Raw genomic sequence first — 19,548 nt, 5'->3', positions numbered from 1 at the left:
TCAAGACCAAGACCTGTCTCGGGTCCCTGAACTGCGGCGTGAGCGGCAGCGTCGGCCTGATCTTGGAAGCGTCTGACGGGTAGAAGGCGCCAGGAAGCTGTGCCCGTCCCTATGCGGCAAGCGCTGTTTGCGCTTTTGATGGTCGTTGCCACCGCGATGCTTCAACTTGCGGCGCAATTGATTCTTGACCGAATTGTCGGGATGCTGCCGAAGCCGCGGGCCGGCGAGCGTCACCACGGTGGGTGCAACGGAGCTTGAGCTTTCGCCTGCTCATCGCCTCTCGGGCGCCATCGAACCCGCGCTCGGCATGCTGATGTTCGGATGGACCGCGCTGCTTTTAGACCTTTTTCCAGCGGGCCGGCCGAGAGGGCGGGGCCTGTGGCCGCGCGAGAGCAGGCCGATCTTCACGATGAACCTGCTCGGCATCGAGCATATGAAGGGGCAAGCCCTGGCTGCCTAGTCGTCGGGGTGCGACAAGGCACTTGACCTGTTCGCGGTCGGTGATGTCTGTCTGGAGCACGGCATTCTTGTAACGCCGGACGAACGGCGTGGGCTGACCGTCCGGCAGACATACGGGGGAGATCGATGAAACTGTTCATGCCACTGCTTGCGGTTCCAGTGCTGGCGCTCGGCCTGCTCGCTTGCGAGCCGGTCACTCCCGCCGCTTACGGGCCGCAGGCCAAGGAGAACCGGCTCACAGCGGCCGGCTTCAAGAAGCGGTCGATCAAGACTGAGGCCCAGTTGACCGACTTCCGCCAATATCCCGCTCACATGATCCGGCCGACCACCTACAAAGGCAGGCCCGTCTACGTGTATGCCGATCCCACGATCTGCGGATGCCTCTACATGGGCGGTCCGACCGCCTACAACAGGTACATCAGCGGCGCCATGACCCTGCAATCGCGCCAGGAGTACAAGTCCGAGAACACGGACACCGGCTACAATCCCTCCTCGCCGGCGATGCTCGACGGCGGCGTGTGGGACGACGCCGACATGTATGGGATGTACGTCGACTGATCCGCGCTCGACAGGAGCGGATCAGCTCCCGGTGATCTCCTTGAGCAACCCGAAGAACGCGCGCTTGCGGCTGGACGAAATCGTCCAGTCGACCGGCAGGGACTGGAAGCCGTCCTCGAAGCGCTCGCGGCTCATGCGATAGTCGAAGAAGCCCCAGCTCGCGCCGCCTTCGACGGCGGCAACGAAATGATTGTCGGGCTTGTCGAACTCGAAATGGTCGTCCTCGTTGTAGACGATCGGCTGCCCCCGATAGGCCGGCGAAGCGCGCCAGCGGGCGAGCTGCAGGCGGATGCCGTGCGGGCTCGGCTGGTAATGGCTATCCGGCCCATGGATGCGATTGCCGTGCGGCAGCAGGAAGTCGGCGGCCGCCACGGTGGCGGCTGGCGGTGCGTCGATCCCGATCAGGCTGGTGCTCACCAGCAGCTTTCCGTTGCCACGCTTCTGCGCCAGCTCGATCAACTCGTGGCAGCGCGGCGCGGCGATGATCGGATGCGCCCAGACATTCTCGAGATCCACCTCGTTGCCGATCTCGACCAGCACGTTGGTCGCATTCGCCGCGAGCAGCCAGTCGACCGTGTTGGTGACGGCGGCTTTCACGGCCGTCTCGTCCACCAGCGTGCCGCTCTGCTTGCCGTAGAACAGGCCGAGGATCACGACCATGCCGAGCCGGTCGCAGGCCTTGATCACGCCGTCGAGGCGCGCGGCCCAGTCGGGCTTGATCGTGCCCTCCGGCCTGAAGCCGCAGATCTTCCACGGCTGGTGCCACGAATAGCCCTGCGGGCTGCCGCCCGAGAGGTTGATGCAGACGGCAAGCAGCCCATGTGCGCGATAGGCGGGCAGGGCGGCGATGAACTCGCGCGTGCTGCGTTCGGCGTCCCAGTCGCCGTCGGCATAGGCCCAGGCGCCACGAGTCGCCGGGTTCTCGTCGTCGGCGACGGCGTTGGCCATGCGGCTGTTGAACAGCCGGCCCTCGATGCGATGGCCTTTCCAGCTGCGGCCGGGATAGGTTGGCCGGCCGTCTATGCGGAAGCCGCCGTCGGCGATCGTGACGGCGGTCATCGGATCAGAATCCGACCGCCGCGCCGTCGCGCCGGCTCTCCGACGCGCCGAGGTAGGGGCCGCCGTCGGGGAACTTCCAGATGATCTGGCTCGAGCCGAAGGCGAAGCTCGGCCACTGGGTGCGGGTGAGCTTGTGGCCGCGCGATTCGAGTCCGGTCGCGGTGTCGGCCGGGAAGTGGTTCTCCGTCCACACCGTGCCGTCGCTCTCGTGCACCCGCCAGCGCGGCGCATCGATGGCCGCCTGCGGGTTCTGGCCGTAGTCGACGATGCGCGAGAAGACCTGCATGTGGCCCTGCGGCTGCATGGCGCCGCCCATCAGGCCGAACGTGGCCACCGGCTGGCCATCCTTGGTGATGAAGGCGGGGATGATGGTGTGGAACGGGCGCTTCTTCGGCCCGACCTGATTGGGATGACCCTTCGTGGTCACGAAGCCGCTCGCCCGGTTGTGCAGGGCGATGCCGGTGCCGGGCACCACGATGCCCGAGCCGAAGCCAGTGTAGTTCGATTGGATCAGCGAGACCATCATGCCGGACTCGTCGGCGGTGCCGAGGTAGATCGTGCCGCCGTCCTTCGGCACGCCCGGGCCGAAATCCTGTGCCTTCTTCGGATCGATCAGCTTGGCGCGGCTCTTGAGATAGCCCTTGTCGAGCATTTGCTTCGGCGTCACCTCCATGAAGCGCGGATCGGCGACGTAGCGATAGATGTCGGCGAAGGCGAGCTTCATCGCCTCGATCCTGAGATGCGCCATCTCGGGGCTGTCGGGTTCGTGTCCGGCGACATCGAAATTCTCGAGGATGCCGAGCGCCATGCAGGCGGCGATGCCCTGGCCGTTCGGCGGGATCTCGTGCAGGGTCGTGCCGCGATAGGTGAGCCCGATCGGATCGACCCAGTCCGGCGCGTGGCTCTCGAGGTCGTTGCGGCGCAGCGCGCCCCCCGTTTCCTTGGCGTACTTGTCGATCGCCTCGGCAAGCTCGCCGCGATAGAACGCCTCGCCCTTGCTCTCGGCGATCATCCGCAGCGTCTTGGCCTGGTCGGGGAATTTCCAGACCTCGCCCGGAAGCGGCGCACGGCCGTTGGGCAGGAAGGCTTTCACCCAGGCCTCCTGGCCCTTGAGCCGGGCGATCGCGGCGTCCCACTGGCGCGCCACCATGTAGGAGACTCGGAAGCCGTCATGGGCGTACTTGATCGCCGGCTCGAACAGGTCGGCGAAGGGCAGCTTGCCGTAGCGCGCGTGCAGGGTCATCCAGAGCGACACCGCGCCCGGCGTGCTGACGGCGCCCCAGCCGGTGTCGGCGATTTTCGCCTGGCCCTCGTACTTGTCCGGCGTCATCAGCGCGGGCGAGTGGCCCGAGGCGTTGAGGCCAACCAGCTTGGTGCCGTCCCACAGGATGCAGAAGGCGTCCGAGCCGATGCCGTTCATGGTTGGCTCGACCACGGTGATGGCGGCCGCGCTGGCGATCGCGGCATCGACCGCGTTGCCGCCTTTGGCGAGCATGCGCAGGCCCGCCGTCGCCGCCAGATGCTGCGAGGACGCCACCACGTTGGCGGCGAAGACCGGCAGCTTCTTCGAGCCGTACGGGAAATCGTAGTTGAAGGACGGCACCCAAATTCCTTTCTATTTCTTCTTCGTCGCCGCCAGCGTCTCGATGCGCGCCACGAAGCGCGGCACCTGCAGGAACTGGCGGTTGTCGGCATCGCTCTTGCCGAGCAGGTTCGTGAGATCGAACAGGCCCGAGCCGGCGATTTCGCCCAGGCGGCCCGACAGGGTCACCCTTTCGTTGAGCCGGAAGGTTTTTAGCGCCGCAATGGCCGGATCGGAAAGCCCCGGCGGCGGGCTTTCGCGGGATCGTGTGGAGAACAGGTCGGCGACGGCGCCCGCCATGCCCAGCGCCCAGTCGTTGAATGCGTAGAGCGAAACTTGCGGCCCGATCTCGATGGTAATGGCGACCTTCTGGGCGTTGCCCTCGACGGTGCGCAGGATGCCCTGCCAGTCGGTGAAGGCGCCGGTCCTGGCCGCCAGCTCGAGGCTCTTCTTGGTTGCTTCCTCGAGGCGCAACGGATTGTTCGACGCGAGCGCCGGCTTGGCGAGCACCTGCAGCCCGTCGAGGAACGCCTTCTGCTGCGCGTTCTCCTCGTACCACGGCCGGTCGAAGCAGCCGGCGAGGACGAAAGCCGATCCGCCAAGAACAATATTGCGACGAGAAATGATCATGGTCTTCCGGACCGCGAGCCTCTGGCTCGCTCAAGATCATGAGCGAGCCAGAGGCTCGCGGTCCAGAAGAGAATGATCATGCCGCCTTCGCCGTCGCCTTGGCGCGCTCTTCTTCCTTCAGCTCCTTCTTCGACAGTTTGCCGACCGGGGTCTTGGGCAGCTCGGGTCGGATCTCGAGCGCGACCGGCATCTCGTGCTTGCCGATCTTGCCGTCGAGATGCTTCTTCAGCTCCTCGAACGTGAGGTGGGCGCCGGGCTTCAGCTTGACGAAGACCTTGGGCGCTTCCTGGCGGTAGGGATCGGGGATGCCGATGACGATGCATTCGTCGACCGCCGGGTGCTCGTAGACCGCTTCCTCGATCATGCGCGGGTAGACGTTGTAGCCTGACGAGATGATGAGGTCCTTGGAGCGGTCGACGAGATAGAGCCAGCCGGCCTCGTCCATGTAGCCCATGTCGCCGGTGCGCAGGCCCTTCCAGTTGCTTGCCGGATGGCTGAACAAGACCTGCTCCGTCTCGGCCGGCTTCTTCCAGTAGCCCTTCATGACCTGCGGGCCGATGATGCAGACCTCGCCGACATGCTCCTTGCCGGCCGGCAGAACCCGATCGGGATTCTCCATGTCGCGGATCTCGATCACGGTGCCCGGCATGGGCAGGCCGCACGAGCCCGTGCGGCGCACCGACTTGTCGACCGGGCAGATCGCACCGGTGGGCGAGGTCTCGGTCAGGCCGTAGCCCTCGATCAGCGTCGCGCCGGTCAGCTTCTCGAAGCTCTGCTGCACCTCGACCGGCAGGGGCGCGCCGCCCGACATGCAGATCTTGAGCGAGCTGAGGTCGAGGCCCTGCGCCTTGGGATGCTTGTTGATCGCTGTGTAGAGCGTCGGCACGCCGGGCAGGAAGGTCGGCTTCTTCTTCGCGAGGTCGGTGACAATCATGTCGATGTCGGGCCGCGGGTAGAGGATCAGCTGGTTGCCGTTGCGCACCGCGCCCAGCATGATTCCCGACAGCGCATAGATGTGGAACAGCGGCAGCACGCAGACGACCTTTTCGGCGCCGGGCGTAGTATAGGGCGTCGTCCAGGCTTGGCCCTGCGCCATCGCCGACACGACGCAGCCGTGGGTCAGCATCGCCGCCTTGGGCAAGCCAGTGGTGCCGCCGGTGTATTGCAGCAGCGCCACCTCATCCCACAGGTTCTCCGGCGCCGGATGGCTCTTGTACTTGCCGTCGTTGCTCAGCAGATCCTTGAACGACATGTGCCAGTCGTCGCGCGGCCACGGCGAGATATCCTTCTTCTTGGCGATCGGATAGAGCCAGTTCTTGGGCCACGGGAGGTAATCGGCGATCGAGCCGACGATCAGTTTCTTCAGTCGCGTCTTGCCGCGCATCGCCGCCATCTTCGGATAGAGCGCGGTGACGTCGAGCGTGACCAGAATGTCGGTCTCGGAATCGCCGATCTTGAACTCGAGCTCGCGCGCGGCATCGAGCGGGCTGTAGTTCACCACCCGGCCGCCGGCCTTCAGGATGCCGAAGAAGGCGATGATGTAGTGGGGCGTGTTGGGCAGGTAGAGCCCGACATTGACGCCCGGCCCGACGCCCAGCTTCTGGAAGCCGGCGGCGGCATGGTCCGACGCTTCCTTGTAGTCACGGAAGGTCATGACCTTGTCGAGGAAGTCCGTGAACGGCCGGTCGCCGTATTGCGCGCAGCTGTCCTCGAAGATCTGCTGGAGTGTCTTCTTCGGGACATCGAGTTCCCATTTCACGCCCGGCGGATAGCTCTTCTCCCACACATAAGCCGACATTTTTTCCTCCCTTTGCACACACTATGGCACGCGATAGCCGTAGCTGTAGACAGTCTCGAAGCCGAGGGCGGCGTAGAGCGGCAAGGCGGCCCGGTTGGTCGCCACCACCTGCAGGTAGGCGAAGCGCGCGCCATGCGCCTGGCCCCAGGCGCAGACGCTCTCGGTGAGGCGCCGCGCCAACCCTCGGCGGCGCGCCCGCGGCGCGACCAGCACGTCGAACAGGCCGACGTGGCCGCCGTCCACGACACCGAGCGCGAAGGCGACCGGCTCGCCGTCGTCCTCGACCCGGGCGAAGCCGACCGGTGCTTTGATCGACCGGAGCATGCGCTCCATGGTCTCGCGATGGGCAGGGGCGACCGGGCTCAGTTCGGCAAATCCCGCCAGCCAGGCCGCTGACGGGGTCGGGTCGATCCGGACCTCGGGGTCCTGGACGAACCGTCCCTCCAGGGCGCTGCGCTGGACGAGGCTCTCGTCGATCCGGCGGTACCCGGCATCGGCCAGGGCCGCATCGACTTCCGGCGGGGCGAGGGGCGTCAGGCGCCAGATCGGCTGCAGGCCGCGCGCTCGATAAGGGGATTCCAGCGCTATCCTTAAAGATTGGTTGAACTCGATATCTGCTTCCAAGGCATTGATCGAATTGGCTCTTTTCGTATAGCCGCCGGAAAATCGCCGGACCCAGCCGGCGGTCGTATCGGTTTCGAGCGCCGGCCAGGCCCGGAAGGCGCGCCGCTCGAGCGCCCGGATATCTGATTCGCGTGACATGCCTAAAGTTTTGTGTTAAGAAATGAATCAAGCAAGAACAGACAGTTATCATGTTAACTGTAAGTGATGTATGAGCTCCATCGACAGCCCCTTCGTCGATGATCGTGTTTGCTGGCAGCCGCGCTTTCCTCGTTCCTGCCGTTCGACCGGACAGCGGCTGCCAGCACTTCTTTTCCTGACTTTTCTCCTGGTCGGTCTCGCGGGGTGCGGCAGCACGGATGGTAGCCATGGCTACGCCGATCAGCCACCCACCAACCGCACCGCGCTGGTCGCCTGGCAGGAATGGACCCGTTTCGGGCGCTCCACGGTCGTCTACGGCGGGGCGGCCAACGGCTACACCAACCGCCCCGGCATGAACGAGCACAGCGAGCCGCTGAACAGCCGGGTCGGCGACTATTGGGGGAGCTGCGGCCATCCCGAATGGAACGGCCGGACCTCGGGCCGTCCGTGGTCCGGGGCGTTCGTGTCGTGGGTGATGACCAGGTCCGGTGTCAGCCAGAGTGCGTTCCCGCCCGCCGGCCGGCACGGCCAATACCTCATGTCGCTCTATGACCGCGATCACGGCGGCCGCGGCGCGAGCTTCGCGCTGCATGCGCCGAACGAATATGCTCCCAAGGAAGGCGACCTGGTCTGCACAGGCACGGCCGGCCCGACCTGGCGCTACGCCGATTCGCGCACAGCGCGGCGACGGATCGACAACACGGTGAGCCATTGCGACGTCGTCACCGGCGTGCGCGGAGGTTTCGTGCATGCCGTCGGCGGTAACGTGAAGAACAGCGTCACCATGAGCCTCTATCCGGTCGACTCACGGGGCCGCCTTGCCAACACGCCAGGCAAGCTATGGATGATGGTCGTCGAGAACCGGGCGACATAGCGAGCGCTGACGCAGGCGTCAGTTTGCACTCGCGCGGTCGGTTCCCGCTCTCCATAGTGCGAGAAAACGTGGAGAGGGAGGAAACGATGATCTGGCGAGGGATGCTGACGGCCGTTGCCGTCGCGGGGTTGGTCGGCAGTGCGGCTGCGCAGCCACGCGCCAACGGCGAGACCCTGAACATCCAGAACTATGCCGGCACGACGGGCAACATGCATGCCGTCGTCGCGCAGAAAAAGGGCTTCTGCGAGAAGTACAACTTCAAGTGCGAGATAAAGACGCTCAACTCCGGCACGCTCGGCCTGCAGGCACTCGTCGGAAAGTCGATCGACATCGCCCAGACCGGCACGGAGCTTACCGCGGCGACCGGCGAGAGTGGCCTGGTTCTGGTCGGGCTCAGCCTGCCCGCCGTCGTTCTATCGGTGAGCGTGCGCGCCGATGTGCCTTTGCCCAACAAGGACAAGGGCTATCCAGCGATGATGAAGGACTTCAAGGGCCTGAAGATAGGCACCACGGCGCGTGGGTCGGGCGGCGAGGTGATCTTCAATGCGATGCTGCGCGATGCAGGCATGCAGCCCTCGGACGTGACGTACGTCGCCGTCGGCGGCCCCGCGACGGCCTACACCTCGATGGTGGTCGGCAAGCAGGTCGACGCGGCGGTGCTGTTCCAGCCGCTCACCCAGCTCTGCGCCTTCAACAAGACCTGCGCTACCGTGATCGACATGACGGTTGGCGAGGGCCCGGCGGCGGTGAAGGAGATGACCGGCGCGTCGGTCGTGTTCGTCGCCCGGCGCGAGATGGCCGACGGCAATCCCAAGCTGATGGAAGCGTGGTACGCCGCGTTCCGCGATGCCGCCGAGTGGTTCAACGACCCGGCAAACTTCGAGGAGCTGGTCAAGATCTACACGCCGTTGATCAGCTTCGGCGATCTGCCCGGCGCCGATCAACTGCGCCGCGACTGGATCAAGACCGTGATTCCGGCCTACAGCCCCGACCTCAAGGTCGACCGGCGCGCGGTCAAGGCGATCCTCGACTTCTATCGCGAGGCCAAGGTGCTCGACAAACCGGTCGATCCCGCCAAGATCGTCTGGGACAAGGCGCCTTGAGCGGCAACGGAGCCATCGTCCTCGACCACGTCTCCGTCCGGTTCAGCCCCGATATCGTCGCGGTCGCGGACGTTTCCTTAAACGTTCGCGCCGGCGAGTTCGTGTCGATCGTGGGCCCGAGCGGCTGCGGCAAGACGACGTTGCTGAACTTCGCCGCCGGCCTGCTGCCGGGCGGCGTCGGCTCGGGGATCTTCACGGTCGGTGGCAAGCCGCCGGTCGAGGGCAATCGTGACATCGCCTACATGCTGGCGCGCGACGCGCTGGCGCCGTGGCGCACCGCGCTCGGCAACGCCGAGCTGGGCGGCGAGATCCGCGGCGTCCCGGCAGCCGAGCGCCGTGCCCGCGCGATCGACCTGCTGGAGAAGGTTGGGCTGAAGGGCTTCGAGCATGCTTACCCCAAGCAGCTCTCGCAGGGCATGCGGCAGAGGGTGGCGCTCGCGCGCACCTTCGCGCTGGCCTCGCCGGTGCTGCTGATGGACGAGCCGTTCGGAGCGCTCGACGCGCAGACCAAGCTACAGCTCGAGGACGTGCTGCTGTCGCTGTGGCAGCGCGACGGTCGCACCGTGCTGTTCATCACGCATGATCTCAGCGAGGCGGTGACCATGTCCGACCGGGTCATCGTCATGAGCGCGCGGCCCGGCCGGATCGTGGCCGACGTGCCGATCACCCTGCCGCGGCCGCGCTCGGTGCGCGCCTTGCAGAAGGACCCGGCCTTCCACGAGCTTTACGCCCATGTCTGGTCCAAGCTCGAGGAGGGGCTGGGCACATGAACGACGGAACCCTGCCGCGCGGCCCGCTGATCTGGCTCGGCCGCATCGTGATCCTCGCGGCGTTCTTCGCGCTGTGGGAATACGCCGCCACCCATCGATGGATCGATCCGATCCTGATCGGCGCGCCGACCGGCATCGCGAGGTTCCTGTGGGAGGGCATTTTCGTCAATGGCACGCTGATCGACGATCTCGGCTGGACGATGCTGGGCACCTTGCTCGCCTTCGGCCTGGGCAGTGTGGTCGGCATCGCGTTCGGCATGCTGTTCGTCGTCAGCCCGACCGTCGAATCGCTGCTCAACCCGATCCTGATGGCGCTGAACGCCATGCCACGCATCGCGCTGGCGCCGCTGTTCCTGATCTGGTTCGGGCTGGGGCTCGGCTCCAAGGTCGCGGTCGGCTTCAGCCTGACCTTCTTCATCGTGCTGTCGAGCACCGTGGCCGGCGGCCGCGGCGTCAATCCCGACCACATCACGCTCGCGCGCACCCTGGGCGCCAGCGGCGCGCAGATCTTCCGCACCTTCGTGCTGCCCTCGGCCGTGCCCGTGATCTTCAACGGCCTTCGGCTCGGCCTCGTCTACGCGCTGCTCGGCGTGGTCGGCGGCGAGATCATCGCTTCCGAGCACGGGCTTGGCCAGGCGCTGCAGCTGCTCGCCGCCAGCTTCAAGACCAACGGCGTGTTCGCCATCATCATCCTGCTGTCGCTGGTCTCGGTCTGCATCATGTCGGCGATGAACCTGATTGAGAACCGCCTGCTGCGCTGGCGCTGACGCGCTTTGAATTCCTCCCCGCCCGGGCGCGCAGGGAGGAGGGGGATGAGGAGCTAAGCCGCTCCCTGCATCCAGGCCGCGACCCGCTCGGCGATCATGATCGTCGGCGCATTGGTGTTGCCGCCGACCACGGTCGGCATCACCGAGGCGTCGACCACCCGGAGCCCATCGATGCCGCGGACGCGGCATTGGTTGTCGACCACCGCCATCGCATCGTTATCCGGACCCATCTTGCAGGTGCCGACGGGGTGATAGATCGTCTCGCACCGAGCGCGGATCCACTTCTCGAGCTCGGCATCCGTCTTCGCGGCCGGCCCGGGCTCGAGCTCCTCGGCCCGGTAGGGATCGAAGCCGGACTGGGCGAGAATGTCGCGGCCCATCTTCACGCCGGCGATCAGCGTGTCGAGATCGCGGCGCTCGGCGAGGTAGTTGGCGTCGATCAGCGGATGATCGCCGGGTTTCTTGCTCTTCAGCCGGATCGTGCCGGTGCTCTCGGGTCGGAGCGCACAGACATGCAGCGTGTAGCCGTTCTTCTTGAGCCGGGTACGGCCGTGATCGACGACGAGGGCGGGGAGGAAATGGAGCTGCACGTCGGGCGCCGACAGGCCGCTGCGCGTGCTGAGGAACCCGCCTGATTCCGCGATCGGCGATGTTCCGGGGCCTTTCCGGTTCATCTTGTACTGCCACAGCGACCACAGCTTGTTGGCCGCGTCGTAGGTGTCGCGCGTCTTGCAGGCCTGCAGCAGGCCAGCGTCGAGATGGTCCTGCAGATTGCCGCCGACACCGGGGAGGTCGAACAGCGGCCGGATCCCGAGCGAGTTCAGGTGGTCGGCCGGGCCGATGCCCGACAGCATTAGCAGCTGCGGCGAGTTCACCGCGCCGCCGCACAGGATGATCTCGCGCTCGGCGCGCGCCACCTCGTCCCGCCCATTAACGGAGTAGCGCACGCCCATGGCGAGGTTCTTGTCGAGGATGATGCGCTCGACCAGCGCATTGGACACGACATGGACGTTGTTCTTGTTGCGCTCGACCGCGGGCCGCAGGTAGGCGCTGGCGGTGCTCCAGCGTTCCTGGTTCTTCTGCGTGACCTGGTAGAAGCCGACGCCCTCCTGGACGGAGCCGTTGAAGTCGGTGATCCGCTTGTGGCCGGCCTGCTCCGCAGCCTTGACGAAGGCTTCGCTGATCTTCGCCGGATCGGTTTGGTCGGCGACGTTCAGCGGCCCGCCGGTCCCGTGGAAATCGTCGCCGCCGCGCTCGTTGTTCTCGGCCTTCTTGAAGAACGGCAACACGTCGTTGTAGCTCCAGCCCTCGTTGCCGAGTTGGCGCCAGTGGTCGTAGTCCCAGGCGTTGCCGCGGACGTAGAGCATGGCGTTGATCGCCGACGAGCCGCCCAGCGTCTTGCCGCGCGGCCAGTACATGCGCCGGTCGTTGCAATGCTTCTGCGGCGTCGTCTCGTAGCGCCAGTTGTAGGGCGACTTCTCGCCGAGGCTGGCGAACCCCGCCGGCATCTTCAGCATGAAGGACGTATCGGGCGGCCCGGCCTCGATGATCAGGATGCGCAGCCGGTAGTCCTCGCCCAGCCGGTTCGCGATGACGCTGCCGGCCGAGCCGGCGCCGATGATGACGTAGTCGTACGAATCGTAAAGCCGCATCTCTCTTCCTAGGGCAGTCGGTTCTCGATCACGGTGAAGAATCGCCGGGCCGATATGGGCGACAAAAAGCCTGATTCGTCCAGCGGAAAGACGCTGCGGCTGACCGAGTCGGCCACGTTGCCGCCGATGGCGTGCACTTCGCCTGGGCGGACCTCGACGACGATGTCGCAATGTCCGGGCCCGCGATCGAGGTTTTGCAGGGTCGTGCCGCCGCCGTCGCGCGACGCGCACAACAGGTCGCCGACCTGCGGCGCCCGCGCGTTCAGGGGGAGCGGCACGAACGCGGCGCCCGGCCGGCGGGCGCGCTCGACCATGCGCTCGACATAGATCGTGTGGCGCGCGTCGGGGCAGAACAGGTCGCGCGAGACCCCGGCGCTCTCGATGTCCCACGAGATGAAGGCGGCCGACCATGGCACGTCGTTCAGCCCGCTGAGATCGGGCTTGCCGACACTCTGCCAGTAGTCGCGGATGCGCTCCGGTGCGTCACGCTCCTGGACGCCTTGTTGCTCGATGCGTGAAGGACCGCTCGCCGGATAGGTGATCGTCTGGCGCCCGTAGCGCGCCCATTCCCCAACCGCGAGCAGCACCATCGAGGTCCTGGCGCTGGCGGTCGGCGGCGGTGCTTCCGGCGTCCACGCCGAAGCAGGGCAGGGGCCGAGCGGCTTCAGCGGGACAGCGGGCTTCGGTGGCGGTGCGGGTGGCGGGGTCGGGGCGCAGGCGGCAACCAAAAGCAGCATCAACAGCGGCAGGGGTGAGGCAGCCGCGCGGCTCATTTGAAGTGCCAGCGAATTCCCTGAGAAGGAATGACGAAGCGCACGCCGAGATCGTTCTCGGCGGCCAGCTCCTGCGCCATGCGAGCCTGCGGCTGCTCGCGTGTCAGCGCGTACTTGATGTGCGTGATCACTACCGGGAGCTCATTGAGCGCCTTGCCGCCCGCCATCTCATCGAGCTCGTGCAGTGACTTCATGATCCACTTCGGCGTGAGATGGCCGAACAGCTGCGCGTCCGGACGGTCGCTGGTGTAGGACGATTCGATCAGGATCGCCTTCAGCCTGCGCTGCCTGGTCCTCTCGGCCACGGCCGACCAGACCTCGCGCATTTTCGTGCCCTTCTCGACGGCGTCGGGGCCGGTGTCGCCGAAATAGACCACGATGTCGCCGTCGCACTCGACCACGAACGCCGTCGATTCGACGCCACCATGGCTGAGCGGAAAGGCGGTCACGGTCATCCTCGTGCCCTGCAGCGGGACCGTCCCGCCGGGCGTCAGGTCGACGAGCGGGAACTTCTTGAGCTGCGGTGCCTTGCCGCGATCGGTGAAGTTCGGCCAGGCCTGCCAGTTGAAGTAGGTGTCGGTCAGGGCCGCGTTGACCGACGGCAGGGCATAAATCGGCTTACGGCCGTCGTCCGGTGAGGCAATGATCAGACCGGCCACATGGTCGAGATGCGCATGGCTTATCAGGTAGCCCTTGATCCGGTCGGTCAGCACGTAGCCCACGCGGCTGAGAGGGGACTCCGGCGGCAGCGCGACGGCCTCGAATGCGCCCTTTTCGTCGGCCACCCGCAGGCCGTTGACCAGTGTGCCGGCGTCGAACGTTACACCGCGGTCGTCGTCATGCGGATGGACGAGCCAGGCGCTGAGATTGCCGTCCTCGATGCCGCCCAGCGCGCCGAGGCTCACGATGTCGAAGCCGTCGGCCGCATGCCCTGCGCGCACGACGGGAAGATTGCTCGCTACCAGGACAGCGACAAGCAGGACGAGGCGTCTCATCGTTCGCTCCTTGGCAATCACCAGCGGCCGATGCCGCCGATCACGATCGTCGGGACGTTGGCGGTGTGACTCTGCACCGAGAAGACCTGCGAGCCCGAACGGCGCCCGTTGCGCGGCTCGGACACCTCGACGCCCGCCTTCTTCAGCCGCTCGTTACACCGCGCAATGTCGGGCGTGCGCCACGACAGCCCCCAGAGCTGGTCGGGGCCGTCGGACACGCCCTTCTTCAAATCGTGTGCGACCTCGACCACGAGGTCGCCGCAGCGGAAAAACAGCAGCCGCGAGCCCCAGTCCGGATTGCTGCGATCGAGCCGCAGGTCGAGCCCAAGTCGCCCGCCATAGAGCGCGACCGCTCGCTCGGGGTTCGGCGTGCGCACAACGACATGGTCGAGGGCGGTGATCGACGCCGCCTCGCTGCTCTTCAGCAGCGACGAGGGCTCGGGCGCCGCCGCTCGCTCGACCAATGCGATCGGCACCTGATGCGTGGCCTCGGTCGACAGCACCAGCCGGTCGCCATCGCGCTCCGCCGGTACTGCTCGCCGCTCGAGCAGTTGCGCCGCCTTGTCGAGCGACGCCGTGGCGAAGGCCATCGATGCGAGCTGGGCGGTCGATGCGTGGTCCTCGATCGTCAAACCGACGTTGCCGACTCGCAGCCGGCCACTTTCGGCCCGCCGCCCGAGCAGCGTCTCATAGGCTTCGATCGCGCTGTCCCGGAACGAAGCGCGTAACGTCAGATGGTCGAGCGCGTCGATCATTATCGCCGTGCCACGTTCGCGCCGGCTTCCTCAGTCAACGGGGCGACGATGTCGGCAGTATCCTGATCAGCCTCGGGCGAGATCATGATCTTCGCCATCAGCGATCGAGCTTGCCGAACCGCTCCGTCATCCGAACTCGGTGCTCCTCGAGCGTCATGCCTTCGCCCCTGGCAATCGATGCGCGAGCCTCTTCGACCAGTGGCTTGGCCCAGTCGAGGTCGTCGAGGTCAACGTCCATGTGCTCCGCGACGAAGCGCGCTAGCGCATCGTCACCACTTTGATAGACGCCGGCCTTTACCTGCGCCTCGAGCCATTCCTGCTGCTCGCGGGGGAGGGTGATGTTCATGGCGACAGTCTATCCCTTTTCCGAAGCCTACCCAATCCGCTTCAGCTGCTCCTTGAAGAGGCGGCCGCGCTGGACGTAGTTGTCGGCGCTGTAACGCATGCGTGCGATGTTGTCCTCGGTCACCTCGCGGACCGCCTTTGCCGGCGAGCCGAAGATCACCGAGCGGTCGGGGAAGCTCTTGTTTTCGATCACGACGGCACCGGCACCGACCAGGCAGTCCGCGCCGATCACCGCGTTGTTCAGCAGCACGGCGGCGATGCCGATCAGCGAGCCGTCGCCGATGACGCAGCTGTGCAGCATCGCCTGATGGCCGACCGTCACGCCCTTGCCGACCCGGATCGGCATGCCGGGATCGCCGTGCACCACTACGTTCTCCTGGATGTTGCTGTCGTCGCCAATGGTGATCGGTTCGTTGTCGCCGCGCAGCACGGCGCCGGACAGGACGCTGACCCGCTCGCCGAGGGTCACGTCGCCGATGATGACGGCACTCTCGGCAATGTAGCAGGAGGCCGGAATCACGGGTTTCTTGTCGCCGAGCTGGTAGATCGCCATCGATAGTCCTTCTGTTTGTAGACCACGTGACTAACCCAACCCCGGTTGCGCCACCATCGGCAAATCCGACGAACCGGCCGCATCGCACGTCGGAAGGAGGGCCCTTCCGCAACCTTGCCATCGATGCCTAAACTCGCAGCCAACAAAAGATCAATCGGTAAGAGGGGAAACATGAGCGAAATCGACGGCGCTACTCTGATTGCGCGCAGCCTCAAGCAGCAGGGCATCGATCACATGTTCGGGATCGTCGGATTCCCGGTCGGCCCGATCGCGACGGCCGCGCAGAAGGAAGGCATCAACTACATCGGCATGCGCAACGAGCAGTCTGCGGCCTACGCGGCCCAAGCGTACGGCTACATGACCGGTCGCCCCGGCGTCTGCCTCACCGTGACCGGCCCCGGCGTGGTGCACGGCCTCGCGGGTCTCGCCAATGCCCAGCAGAACTGCTGGCCCATGATCCTGATCGGCGGCGCCTCGGAAACCTTTCGCGGCGGGATGGGCGCCTTCCAGGAAGAGCGCCAGGTGCTGATCGCCACGCCGTTCTGCAAGTTCGCGCACGGCATCGAAAGCGTGGCGCGCATTCCCTACTATGTCGAGATGGCGACCCGTCACGCGATTTACGGTCGCCCCGGTGCGACTTACCTGGACATGCCGGATGACATCATCCAAGGCAAATGCGAACTCGACAAGGCCACCCAGGTCCAGCGCGTGCCCGAGCCGCCGCGCAGCGTGGCGCCTGCCGAGAATGTCGAGGCGGCGCTCGACGTGCTCGAAAAGGCCCAGCGGCCGCTGGTCATCGTCGGCAAGGGCATGGCGTGGTCCCGCGCCGAGGACGAGGTGCGTGCCTTTGTCGAGCGCACCCAGATCCCGTTCGTGCGTTCGCCGATGGGCAAGGGCGTGATGCCGGACGACCATCCGCTGGCGGTCTCGGCTGCGCGCACGCTGGCGCTGCAGCAGGCCGACGTCGTCTTCCTGATGGGCGCGCGCTTCAACTGGATCTTCCACTTCGGGTTGGCGCCGCGCTTCGCCAAGGATGTCAAGGTCATCCAGCTCGACATCGCGCCGGAGGAGATCGGGCACAACAAGCCGACGGAAGTGGCGCTGCTCGGGGACGGCAAGGCAATCGTCGGACAGCTCAACAAGGCGCTCGGCGCCCGCCAGTGGTTCCATCCGACTGATTCGGCTTGGCGCAAGGCGCTCTCCAAGAAGGTTTCGGAGAACGCCGCAACGATCAAGCCGCAGATCGACGACGACGCGGCGCCGGCCAACTACTATCGCGCGTTGCGCGATGTCGCGGCCTGGATGCCGAAGAACGCGATCCTCAGCGCCGAGGGCGCCGGCACGATGGATATCGGCCTGACCCAGCTGCCGAGCTTCGATGCCCGGTCGTGCCTCAATGCCGGGACCTATGGGACGATGGGCGTCGGCCTCGGCCAGGCGATCGCCGCCTGCGTGGCCCAGCCCGGCCGGCCCGTCGTTCACCTCTCGGGCGACTCGGCGATCGGCTTCTCCGGCATGGAGATGGAGACGCTGGTCCGCTATGGCTTCCCGGTCAAGATCGTCGTCCTGAACAACGGCGGTATCGGCCCCGGCATGCCGGCGATCCCGGAAAACCCGATGATGAACCTGAAGCCCAACGCGCTGATCTACGGCGCCCGCTACGACCGGATGATGGAGGCGTTCGGCGGCAAGGGCTTCTTCGTCGAGGAGCCGAAGGACATCCGCGGCGCGCTCGACAAGGCGATGGCCCACGACGGTCCTGCCCTGGTCAACGTCGTGCTGTCGCAGAGTTCTGCCCGCAAGGCGCAGCAGTTCGCCTGGCACAGCTGATCAAATAACAATCGAGGGGCTGGGCCAATCCCGGCGCGGCCCCCTTTCCGGGAGGGATCGCCATGCAGGATCAGGTAATGCAGCCGGAGATCGCGACCGCGACCCAGCCGGCGCTCAAGGGCATCAAGGTGCTCGACCTCACGCAGTTCGAGGCGGGACCGTCGTGCACCGAAGCGCTGGCCTGGCTCGGGGCCGACGTCGTCAAGGTCGAGGAACCCAATCGCGGCGAGCCCGGACGCTGGGGCTCCAGCGATCGGCCCGACGCCGATTCGCACTATTTCATCTACTACAACCTCAACAAGCGCAGCGTCACCTGCAACCTCAAGAGCGAGGAGGGCAAGGCGCTGCTCCGGCGCATGATCGCCCAGGCCGACGTGCTGATCGAGAACATGGCGCCGGGCACCTTCGCGCGCCTGGGCTTCGACTACGAGCGGCTGAGCGAGATCAATCCGCGATTGATCTTCGCCCAGGTGAAGGGCTTCGCGCCGGAGAGCCCGCACGCGAATTATCTGGCGTTCGACATGATCGCGCAGGCGATGGGCGGCACCATGAGCGTGAATGGCCATCCGGGACAGCCGCCGGTCCGGCCGGGCCCGACCATCGGCGACACCGGCACCGGGATGCTGTGCTGCATCGGCATCCTGGGCGCGCTCTACCAGCGGATGGCGACCGGCCGCGGCCAGCACATCCAGATCGCCATGCGCGATGCGATGCTGAACTACTGCCGCACGCCGATGAGCCGGCAGGCCGGCATGACCGACCAGCTTCCGCGCGGCGGCAACACGGTCCCCGGCACCGCGCCGGGCGGCCTCTACAAGTGCGCGCCGGGAGGGCTCGACGACCTGTGCTACATCTTTGCCTCGCGCGGCAACGAGGAGCATTGGCGCCGCCTGGTCAAGGCGATCGGCCGCGAGGACCTGCTCGATGATCCCCGCATGACCGACCCGAACACCCGAGGCCAGAACCGCGAGGCCGTGGATGCGGCGATCAACGAATGGACGTCGCAGCGTACCAAGCAGGAGGTGACCCGGGTCATCGCGGGTGCCGGCGTTCCCTGCGGTGCCGTCATGACCACGCTCGAGCTGCTGCACGACCCGGACCTGCATGCGCGCGGGATGATGCAGAAGATCGAGCATCCGATTCGCGGGACCGTCACCGTGCCAGGTTGGCCGCTGCGGATGTCGGATACCAAGGTCGAGTTGAAATGCGCGCCGGCTCTCGGCGCGGATTGCGAGGCGATCTATGGCGAGTGGCTCGGCTGCTCGCCCGACGAGGTGAGGGACATGCGGCAGGGCAAGGTCATTTGAGGGCGGAGCGATCGCGCGGCGGCGATTATGTCAGGAGTGAGGTTGCGGATGAAACACGGGTCCGCGTAGCATAGGGTTGGACTGGCTATCAGCCGACTGCCAGAACCTCAGGAGGAGTATCATGAAGGCTTTGACTGCAATGGTGGTGTGTGCATCCGTAGCCATGCCCCTTTTCGCCTACGCGCAATCACCGGCCGATGTGGCCTATTGCAACAAGTTGAGCCAGACGTATCGGTCCACCGCCCAGTTGAACTCGACGCCGGACGCCACTGTCCCTACGGCGATGTCCAAGTGTGCGACGGCTCCGGGTGAGGCCATCCCGACCTTGGAAAAGGCGCTGACCGACGGGAAGGTGGCCCTGCCGAAGCGCGACTAGCCTTCAGGCAGTTTGCGTGTTTCGCGCCCGCTGCCCCCTGGGTGGCGGGCGCTTTCTTTTCAGCACTGCAATCCCGAGGGCGCCCGCCGGGATTGACGTTTACGTAAACGTCAACTATGACGCTGGCATGTCAGCCGCCGCCCCCTCGGCCGTCCCGGCCAAAAGCTCAGCGCCGCGCGACACAGCGCGCATCTACAGCATTGCCGAGCTCGCCCGGGAGTTCGCGATCACCGCGCGCACCATTCGCTTCTACGAGGACGAGGGGCTGATCAAGCCGCGCCGCCAGGGCCTGACCCGGCTCTACAGCGTCGGCGACCGCACCCGGCTCGGCTGGATCCTGCGCGGCAAGCGGCTCGGTTTCTCGCTCGCCGAGATCAAGGAGCTGCTCGACCTCTATCATGTCGACCGTACCGGCAATCAGCAGCTGCGCGAATTACTACGCCGCAGCCGCCTGCACATCGATGACCTGGAGCGCAAGAAGCGCGATCTCGATGCCCATATCGGCGAGTTCCGGGAAGTGGAAACCCAGGTCGCCGCCGAGCTGAAGGCGCGCGGAGTCGACCCGGAAGGCGACGACTGAGACTACCGAGACTTCAAGAC

General features: G+C 66.0%; 21 protein-coding genes. 10 read left to right on the top strand and 11 right to left on the bottom strand.

The features are described 5' to 3' along the window. Positions 1-184: 184 nt before the first annotated feature. Both ACQY8M_RS31645 and ACQY8M_RS31640 read left to right on the top strand, forming a co-directional pair. Positions 185-460 (top strand): hypothetical protein, encoded by a 276-nt coding sequence (locus ACQY8M_RS31645; protein WP_428664613.1) that lies wholly within the window; start codon positions 185-187, stop codon positions 458-460. A 125-nt stretch (positions 461-585) separates the two neighbouring features. Beyond that, on the top strand, positions 586-1,017 hold the full coding sequence (locus ACQY8M_RS31640) for a hypothetical protein (RefSeq protein ID WP_428664610.1): 432 nt from the start codon (positions 586-588) through the stop codon (positions 1,015-1,017). A 21-nt stretch (positions 1,018-1,038) separates the two neighbouring features. On the opposite strand, the gene ACQY8M_RS31635 is transcribed toward ACQY8M_RS31640, so the two are convergent. From ACQY8M_RS31635 to ACQY8M_RS31615, 5 genes are all read right to left on the bottom strand, one after another. Then, on the bottom strand, positions 1,039-2,076 hold the full coding sequence (locus ACQY8M_RS31635) for a hypothetical protein (RefSeq protein ID WP_428664607.1): 1,038 nt from the start codon (positions 2,074-2,076) through the stop codon (positions 1,039-1,041). 4 nt (positions 2,077-2,080) lie between these two features. Beyond that, positions 2,081-3,679, bottom strand: a complete 1,599-nt coding sequence (ggt, locus tag ACQY8M_RS31630) for a gamma-glutamyltransferase (protein ID WP_428664604.1) — start codon at positions 3,677-3,679, stop codon at positions 2,081-2,083. A gap of 12 nt (positions 3,680-3,691) precedes the next feature. Then, on the bottom strand, positions 3,692-4,288 hold the full coding sequence (locus ACQY8M_RS31625) for a hypothetical protein (RefSeq protein ID WP_428664601.1): 597 nt from the start codon (positions 4,286-4,288) through the stop codon (positions 3,692-3,694). A 76-nt stretch (positions 4,289-4,364) separates the two neighbouring features. Then, positions 4,365-6,086, bottom strand: coding sequence for a long-chain-fatty-acid--CoA ligase (locus ACQY8M_RS31620; protein WP_428664598.1), 1,722 nt, complete (start codon positions 6,084-6,086; stop codon positions 4,365-4,367). A 21-nt stretch (positions 6,087-6,107) separates the two neighbouring features. Beyond that, entirely contained in the window at positions 6,108-6,848 is a 741-nt protein-coding gene (locus tag ACQY8M_RS31615) for a GNAT family N-acetyltransferase (RefSeq protein WP_428664595.1), read from the bottom strand. Between the two features lie 70 nt (positions 6,849-6,918). Between ACQY8M_RS31615 and ACQY8M_RS31610 the strand changes: the two genes are divergently transcribed. From ACQY8M_RS31610 to ACQY8M_RS31595, 4 genes are all read left to right on the top strand, one after another. Then, positions 6,919-7,722 (top strand): DUF2272 domain-containing protein, encoded by an 804-nt coding sequence (locus ACQY8M_RS31610; RefSeq protein ID WP_428664592.1) that lies wholly within the window; start codon positions 6,919-6,921, stop codon positions 7,720-7,722. Positions 7,723-7,808: 86 nt separating this feature from the next. Then, positions 7,809-8,825: an ABC transporter substrate-binding protein gene (locus tag ACQY8M_RS31605; RefSeq protein ID WP_428664589.1), complete on the top strand. Its 1,017-nt coding sequence runs from the start codon at positions 7,809-7,811 to the stop codon at positions 8,823-8,825. Next, a complete protein-coding gene (locus ACQY8M_RS31600) occupies positions 8,822-9,595 on the top strand; it encodes an ABC transporter ATP-binding protein (protein WP_428664586.1) in 774 nt (257 codons plus the stop codon). The genes ACQY8M_RS31605 and ACQY8M_RS31600 overlap by 4 nt, the downstream gene beginning before the upstream one ends. Beyond that, a complete protein-coding gene (locus ACQY8M_RS31595) occupies positions 9,592-10,362 on the top strand; it encodes an ABC transporter permease (RefSeq protein WP_428664584.1) in 771 nt (256 codons plus the stop codon). Before ACQY8M_RS31600 ends, ACQY8M_RS31595 begins: the two co-directional genes overlap by 4 nt. Positions 10,363-10,415: 53 nt before the next feature. Here ACQY8M_RS31595 and ACQY8M_RS31590 read toward each other — a convergent pair whose 3' ends face one another. The 6 genes from ACQY8M_RS31590 to ACQY8M_RS31565 form a co-directional block, all read right to left on the bottom strand. Next, entirely contained in the window at positions 10,416-12,014 is a 1,599-nt protein-coding gene (locus tag ACQY8M_RS31590) for a GMC family oxidoreductase (protein WP_428664581.1), read from the bottom strand. Positions 12,015-12,022: 8 nt separating this feature from the next. Next, complete coding sequence (locus tag ACQY8M_RS31585) at positions 12,023-12,787, bottom strand: DUF2272 domain-containing protein (protein WP_428664578.1); 765 nt, start codon at positions 12,785-12,787, stop codon at positions 12,023-12,025. After that, on the bottom strand, positions 12,784-13,782 hold the full coding sequence (locus ACQY8M_RS31580) for an MBL fold metallo-hydrolase (protein WP_428664575.1): 999 nt from the start codon (positions 13,780-13,782) through the stop codon (positions 12,784-12,786). The genes ACQY8M_RS31585 and ACQY8M_RS31580 overlap by 4 nt, the downstream gene beginning before the upstream one ends. Positions 13,783-13,799: 17 nt before the next feature. Further along, entirely contained in the window at positions 13,800-14,537 is a 738-nt protein-coding gene (locus ACQY8M_RS31575) for a VOC family protein (RefSeq protein WP_428664572.1), read from the bottom strand. Between the two features lie 97 nt (positions 14,538-14,634). After that, positions 14,635-14,883, bottom strand: coding sequence for a hypothetical protein (locus tag ACQY8M_RS31570; RefSeq protein WP_428664569.1), 249 nt, complete (start codon positions 14,881-14,883; stop codon positions 14,635-14,637). 27 nt (positions 14,884-14,910) lie between these two features. Then, a complete protein-coding gene (locus ACQY8M_RS31565) occupies positions 14,911-15,435 on the bottom strand; it encodes a gamma carbonic anhydrase family protein (protein WP_428664566.1) in 525 nt (174 codons plus the stop codon). 171 nt (positions 15,436-15,606) lie between these two features. Between ACQY8M_RS31565 and ACQY8M_RS31560 the strand changes: the two genes are divergently transcribed. The 4 genes from ACQY8M_RS31560 to ACQY8M_RS31545 all read left to right on the top strand — a co-directional run bounded on the left by ACQY8M_RS31560 (position 15,607) and on the right by ACQY8M_RS31545 (position 19,528). Then, positions 15,607-17,265 carry a thiamine pyrophosphate-binding protein gene (locus ACQY8M_RS31560; protein WP_428664563.1) on the top strand — a complete coding sequence of 553 codons (1,659 nt, stop codon included), beginning with the start codon at positions 15,607-15,609 and terminating at the stop codon, positions 17,263-17,265. 62 nt (positions 17,266-17,327) lie between these two features. Further along, the gene (locus tag ACQY8M_RS31555) at positions 17,328-18,572 is read left to right on the top strand and encodes a CaiB/BaiF CoA transferase family protein (protein WP_428664560.1); all 1,245 of its coding nucleotides are present in this window, start codon (positions 17,328-17,330) and stop codon (positions 18,570-18,572) included. 121 nt (positions 18,573-18,693) lie between these two features. After that, positions 18,694-18,948 (top strand): hypothetical protein, encoded by a 255-nt coding sequence (locus ACQY8M_RS31550; RefSeq protein WP_428664557.1) that lies wholly within the window; start codon positions 18,694-18,696, stop codon positions 18,946-18,948. A 127-nt stretch (positions 18,949-19,075) separates the two neighbouring features. Next, positions 19,076-19,528 carry a MerR family transcriptional regulator gene (locus ACQY8M_RS31545; protein WP_428664555.1) on the top strand — a complete coding sequence of 151 codons (453 nt, stop codon included), beginning with the start codon at positions 19,076-19,078 and terminating at the stop codon, positions 19,526-19,528. Positions 19,529-19,548: the final 20 nt, after the last annotated feature.

The sequence above is a fragment of the Reyranella sp. genome (assembly GCF_965279465.1).
In the GTDB taxonomy this organism is placed as follows: Bacteria; Pseudomonadota; Alphaproteobacteria; order Reyranellales; family Reyranellaceae; genus Reyranella.
Note: the sequence above shows the minus strand (reverse complement) of the source record. Positions and strands in the feature narration are given on the sequence as shown.

Bases quoted from the DNA above. Each gene is read 5' to 3' on its own strand.
- ACQY8M_RS31640 (WP_428664610.1), top strand. From the start codon at position 586: ATGAAACTGTTCATGCCACTGCTTGCGGTTCCAGTGCTGGCGCTCGGC.
- ACQY8M_RS31635 (WP_428664607.1), bottom strand. From the start codon at position 2,076: ATGACCGCCGTCACGATCGCCGACGGCGGCTTCCGCATAGACGGCCGG.
- ACQY8M_RS31625 (WP_428664601.1), bottom strand. From the start codon at position 4,288: ATGATCATTTCTCGTCGCAATATTGTTCTTGGCGGATCGGCTTTCGTC.
- ACQY8M_RS31620 (WP_428664598.1), bottom strand. From the start codon at position 6,086: ATGTCGGCTTATGTGTGGGAGAAGAGCTATCCGCCGGGCGTGAAATGG.
- ACQY8M_RS31615 (WP_428664595.1), bottom strand. From the start codon at position 6,848: ATGTCACGCGAATCAGATATCCGGGCGCTCGAGCGGCGCGCCTTCCGG.
- ACQY8M_RS31610 (WP_428664592.1), top strand. From the start codon at position 6,919: ATGAGCTCCATCGACAGCCCCTTCGTCGATGATCGTGTTTGCTGGCAG.
- ACQY8M_RS31605 (WP_428664589.1), top strand. From the start codon at position 7,809: ATGATCTGGCGAGGGATGCTGACGGCCGTTGCCGTCGCGGGGTTGGTC.
- ACQY8M_RS31595 (WP_428664584.1), top strand. From the start codon at position 9,592: ATGAACGACGGAACCCTGCCGCGCGGCCCGCTGATCTGGCTCGGCCGC.
- ACQY8M_RS31590 (WP_428664581.1), bottom strand. From the start codon at position 12,014: ATGCGGCTTTACGATTCGTACGACTACGTCATCATCGGCGCCGGCTCG.
- ACQY8M_RS31585 (WP_428664578.1), bottom strand. From the start codon at position 12,787: ATGAGCCGCGCGGCTGCCTCACCCCTGCCGCTGTTGATGCTGCTTTTG.
- ACQY8M_RS31580 (WP_428664575.1), bottom strand. From the start codon at position 13,782: ATGAGACGCCTCGTCCTGCTTGTCGCTGTCCTGGTAGCGAGCAATCTT.
- ACQY8M_RS31575 (WP_428664572.1), bottom strand. From the start codon at position 14,537: ATGATCGACGCGCTCGACCATCTGACGTTACGCGCTTCGTTCCGGGAC.
- ACQY8M_RS31570 (WP_428664569.1), bottom strand. From the start codon at position 14,883: ATGAACATCACCCTCCCCCGCGAGCAGCAGGAATGGCTCGAGGCGCAG.
- ACQY8M_RS31565 (WP_428664566.1), bottom strand. From the start codon at position 15,435: ATGGCGATCTACCAGCTCGGCGACAAGAAACCCGTGATTCCGGCCTCC.
- ACQY8M_RS31560 (WP_428664563.1), top strand. From the start codon at position 15,607: ATGAGCGAAATCGACGGCGCTACTCTGATTGCGCGCAGCCTCAAGCAG.
- ACQY8M_RS31555 (WP_428664560.1), top strand. From the start codon at position 17,328: ATGCAGGATCAGGTAATGCAGCCGGAGATCGCGACCGCGACCCAGCCG.
- ACQY8M_RS31550 (WP_428664557.1), top strand. From the start codon at position 18,694: ATGAAGGCTTTGACTGCAATGGTGGTGTGTGCATCCGTAGCCATGCCC.
- ACQY8M_RS31545 (WP_428664555.1), top strand. From the start codon at position 19,076: ATGTCAGCCGCCGCCCCCTCGGCCGTCCCGGCCAAAAGCTCAGCGCCG.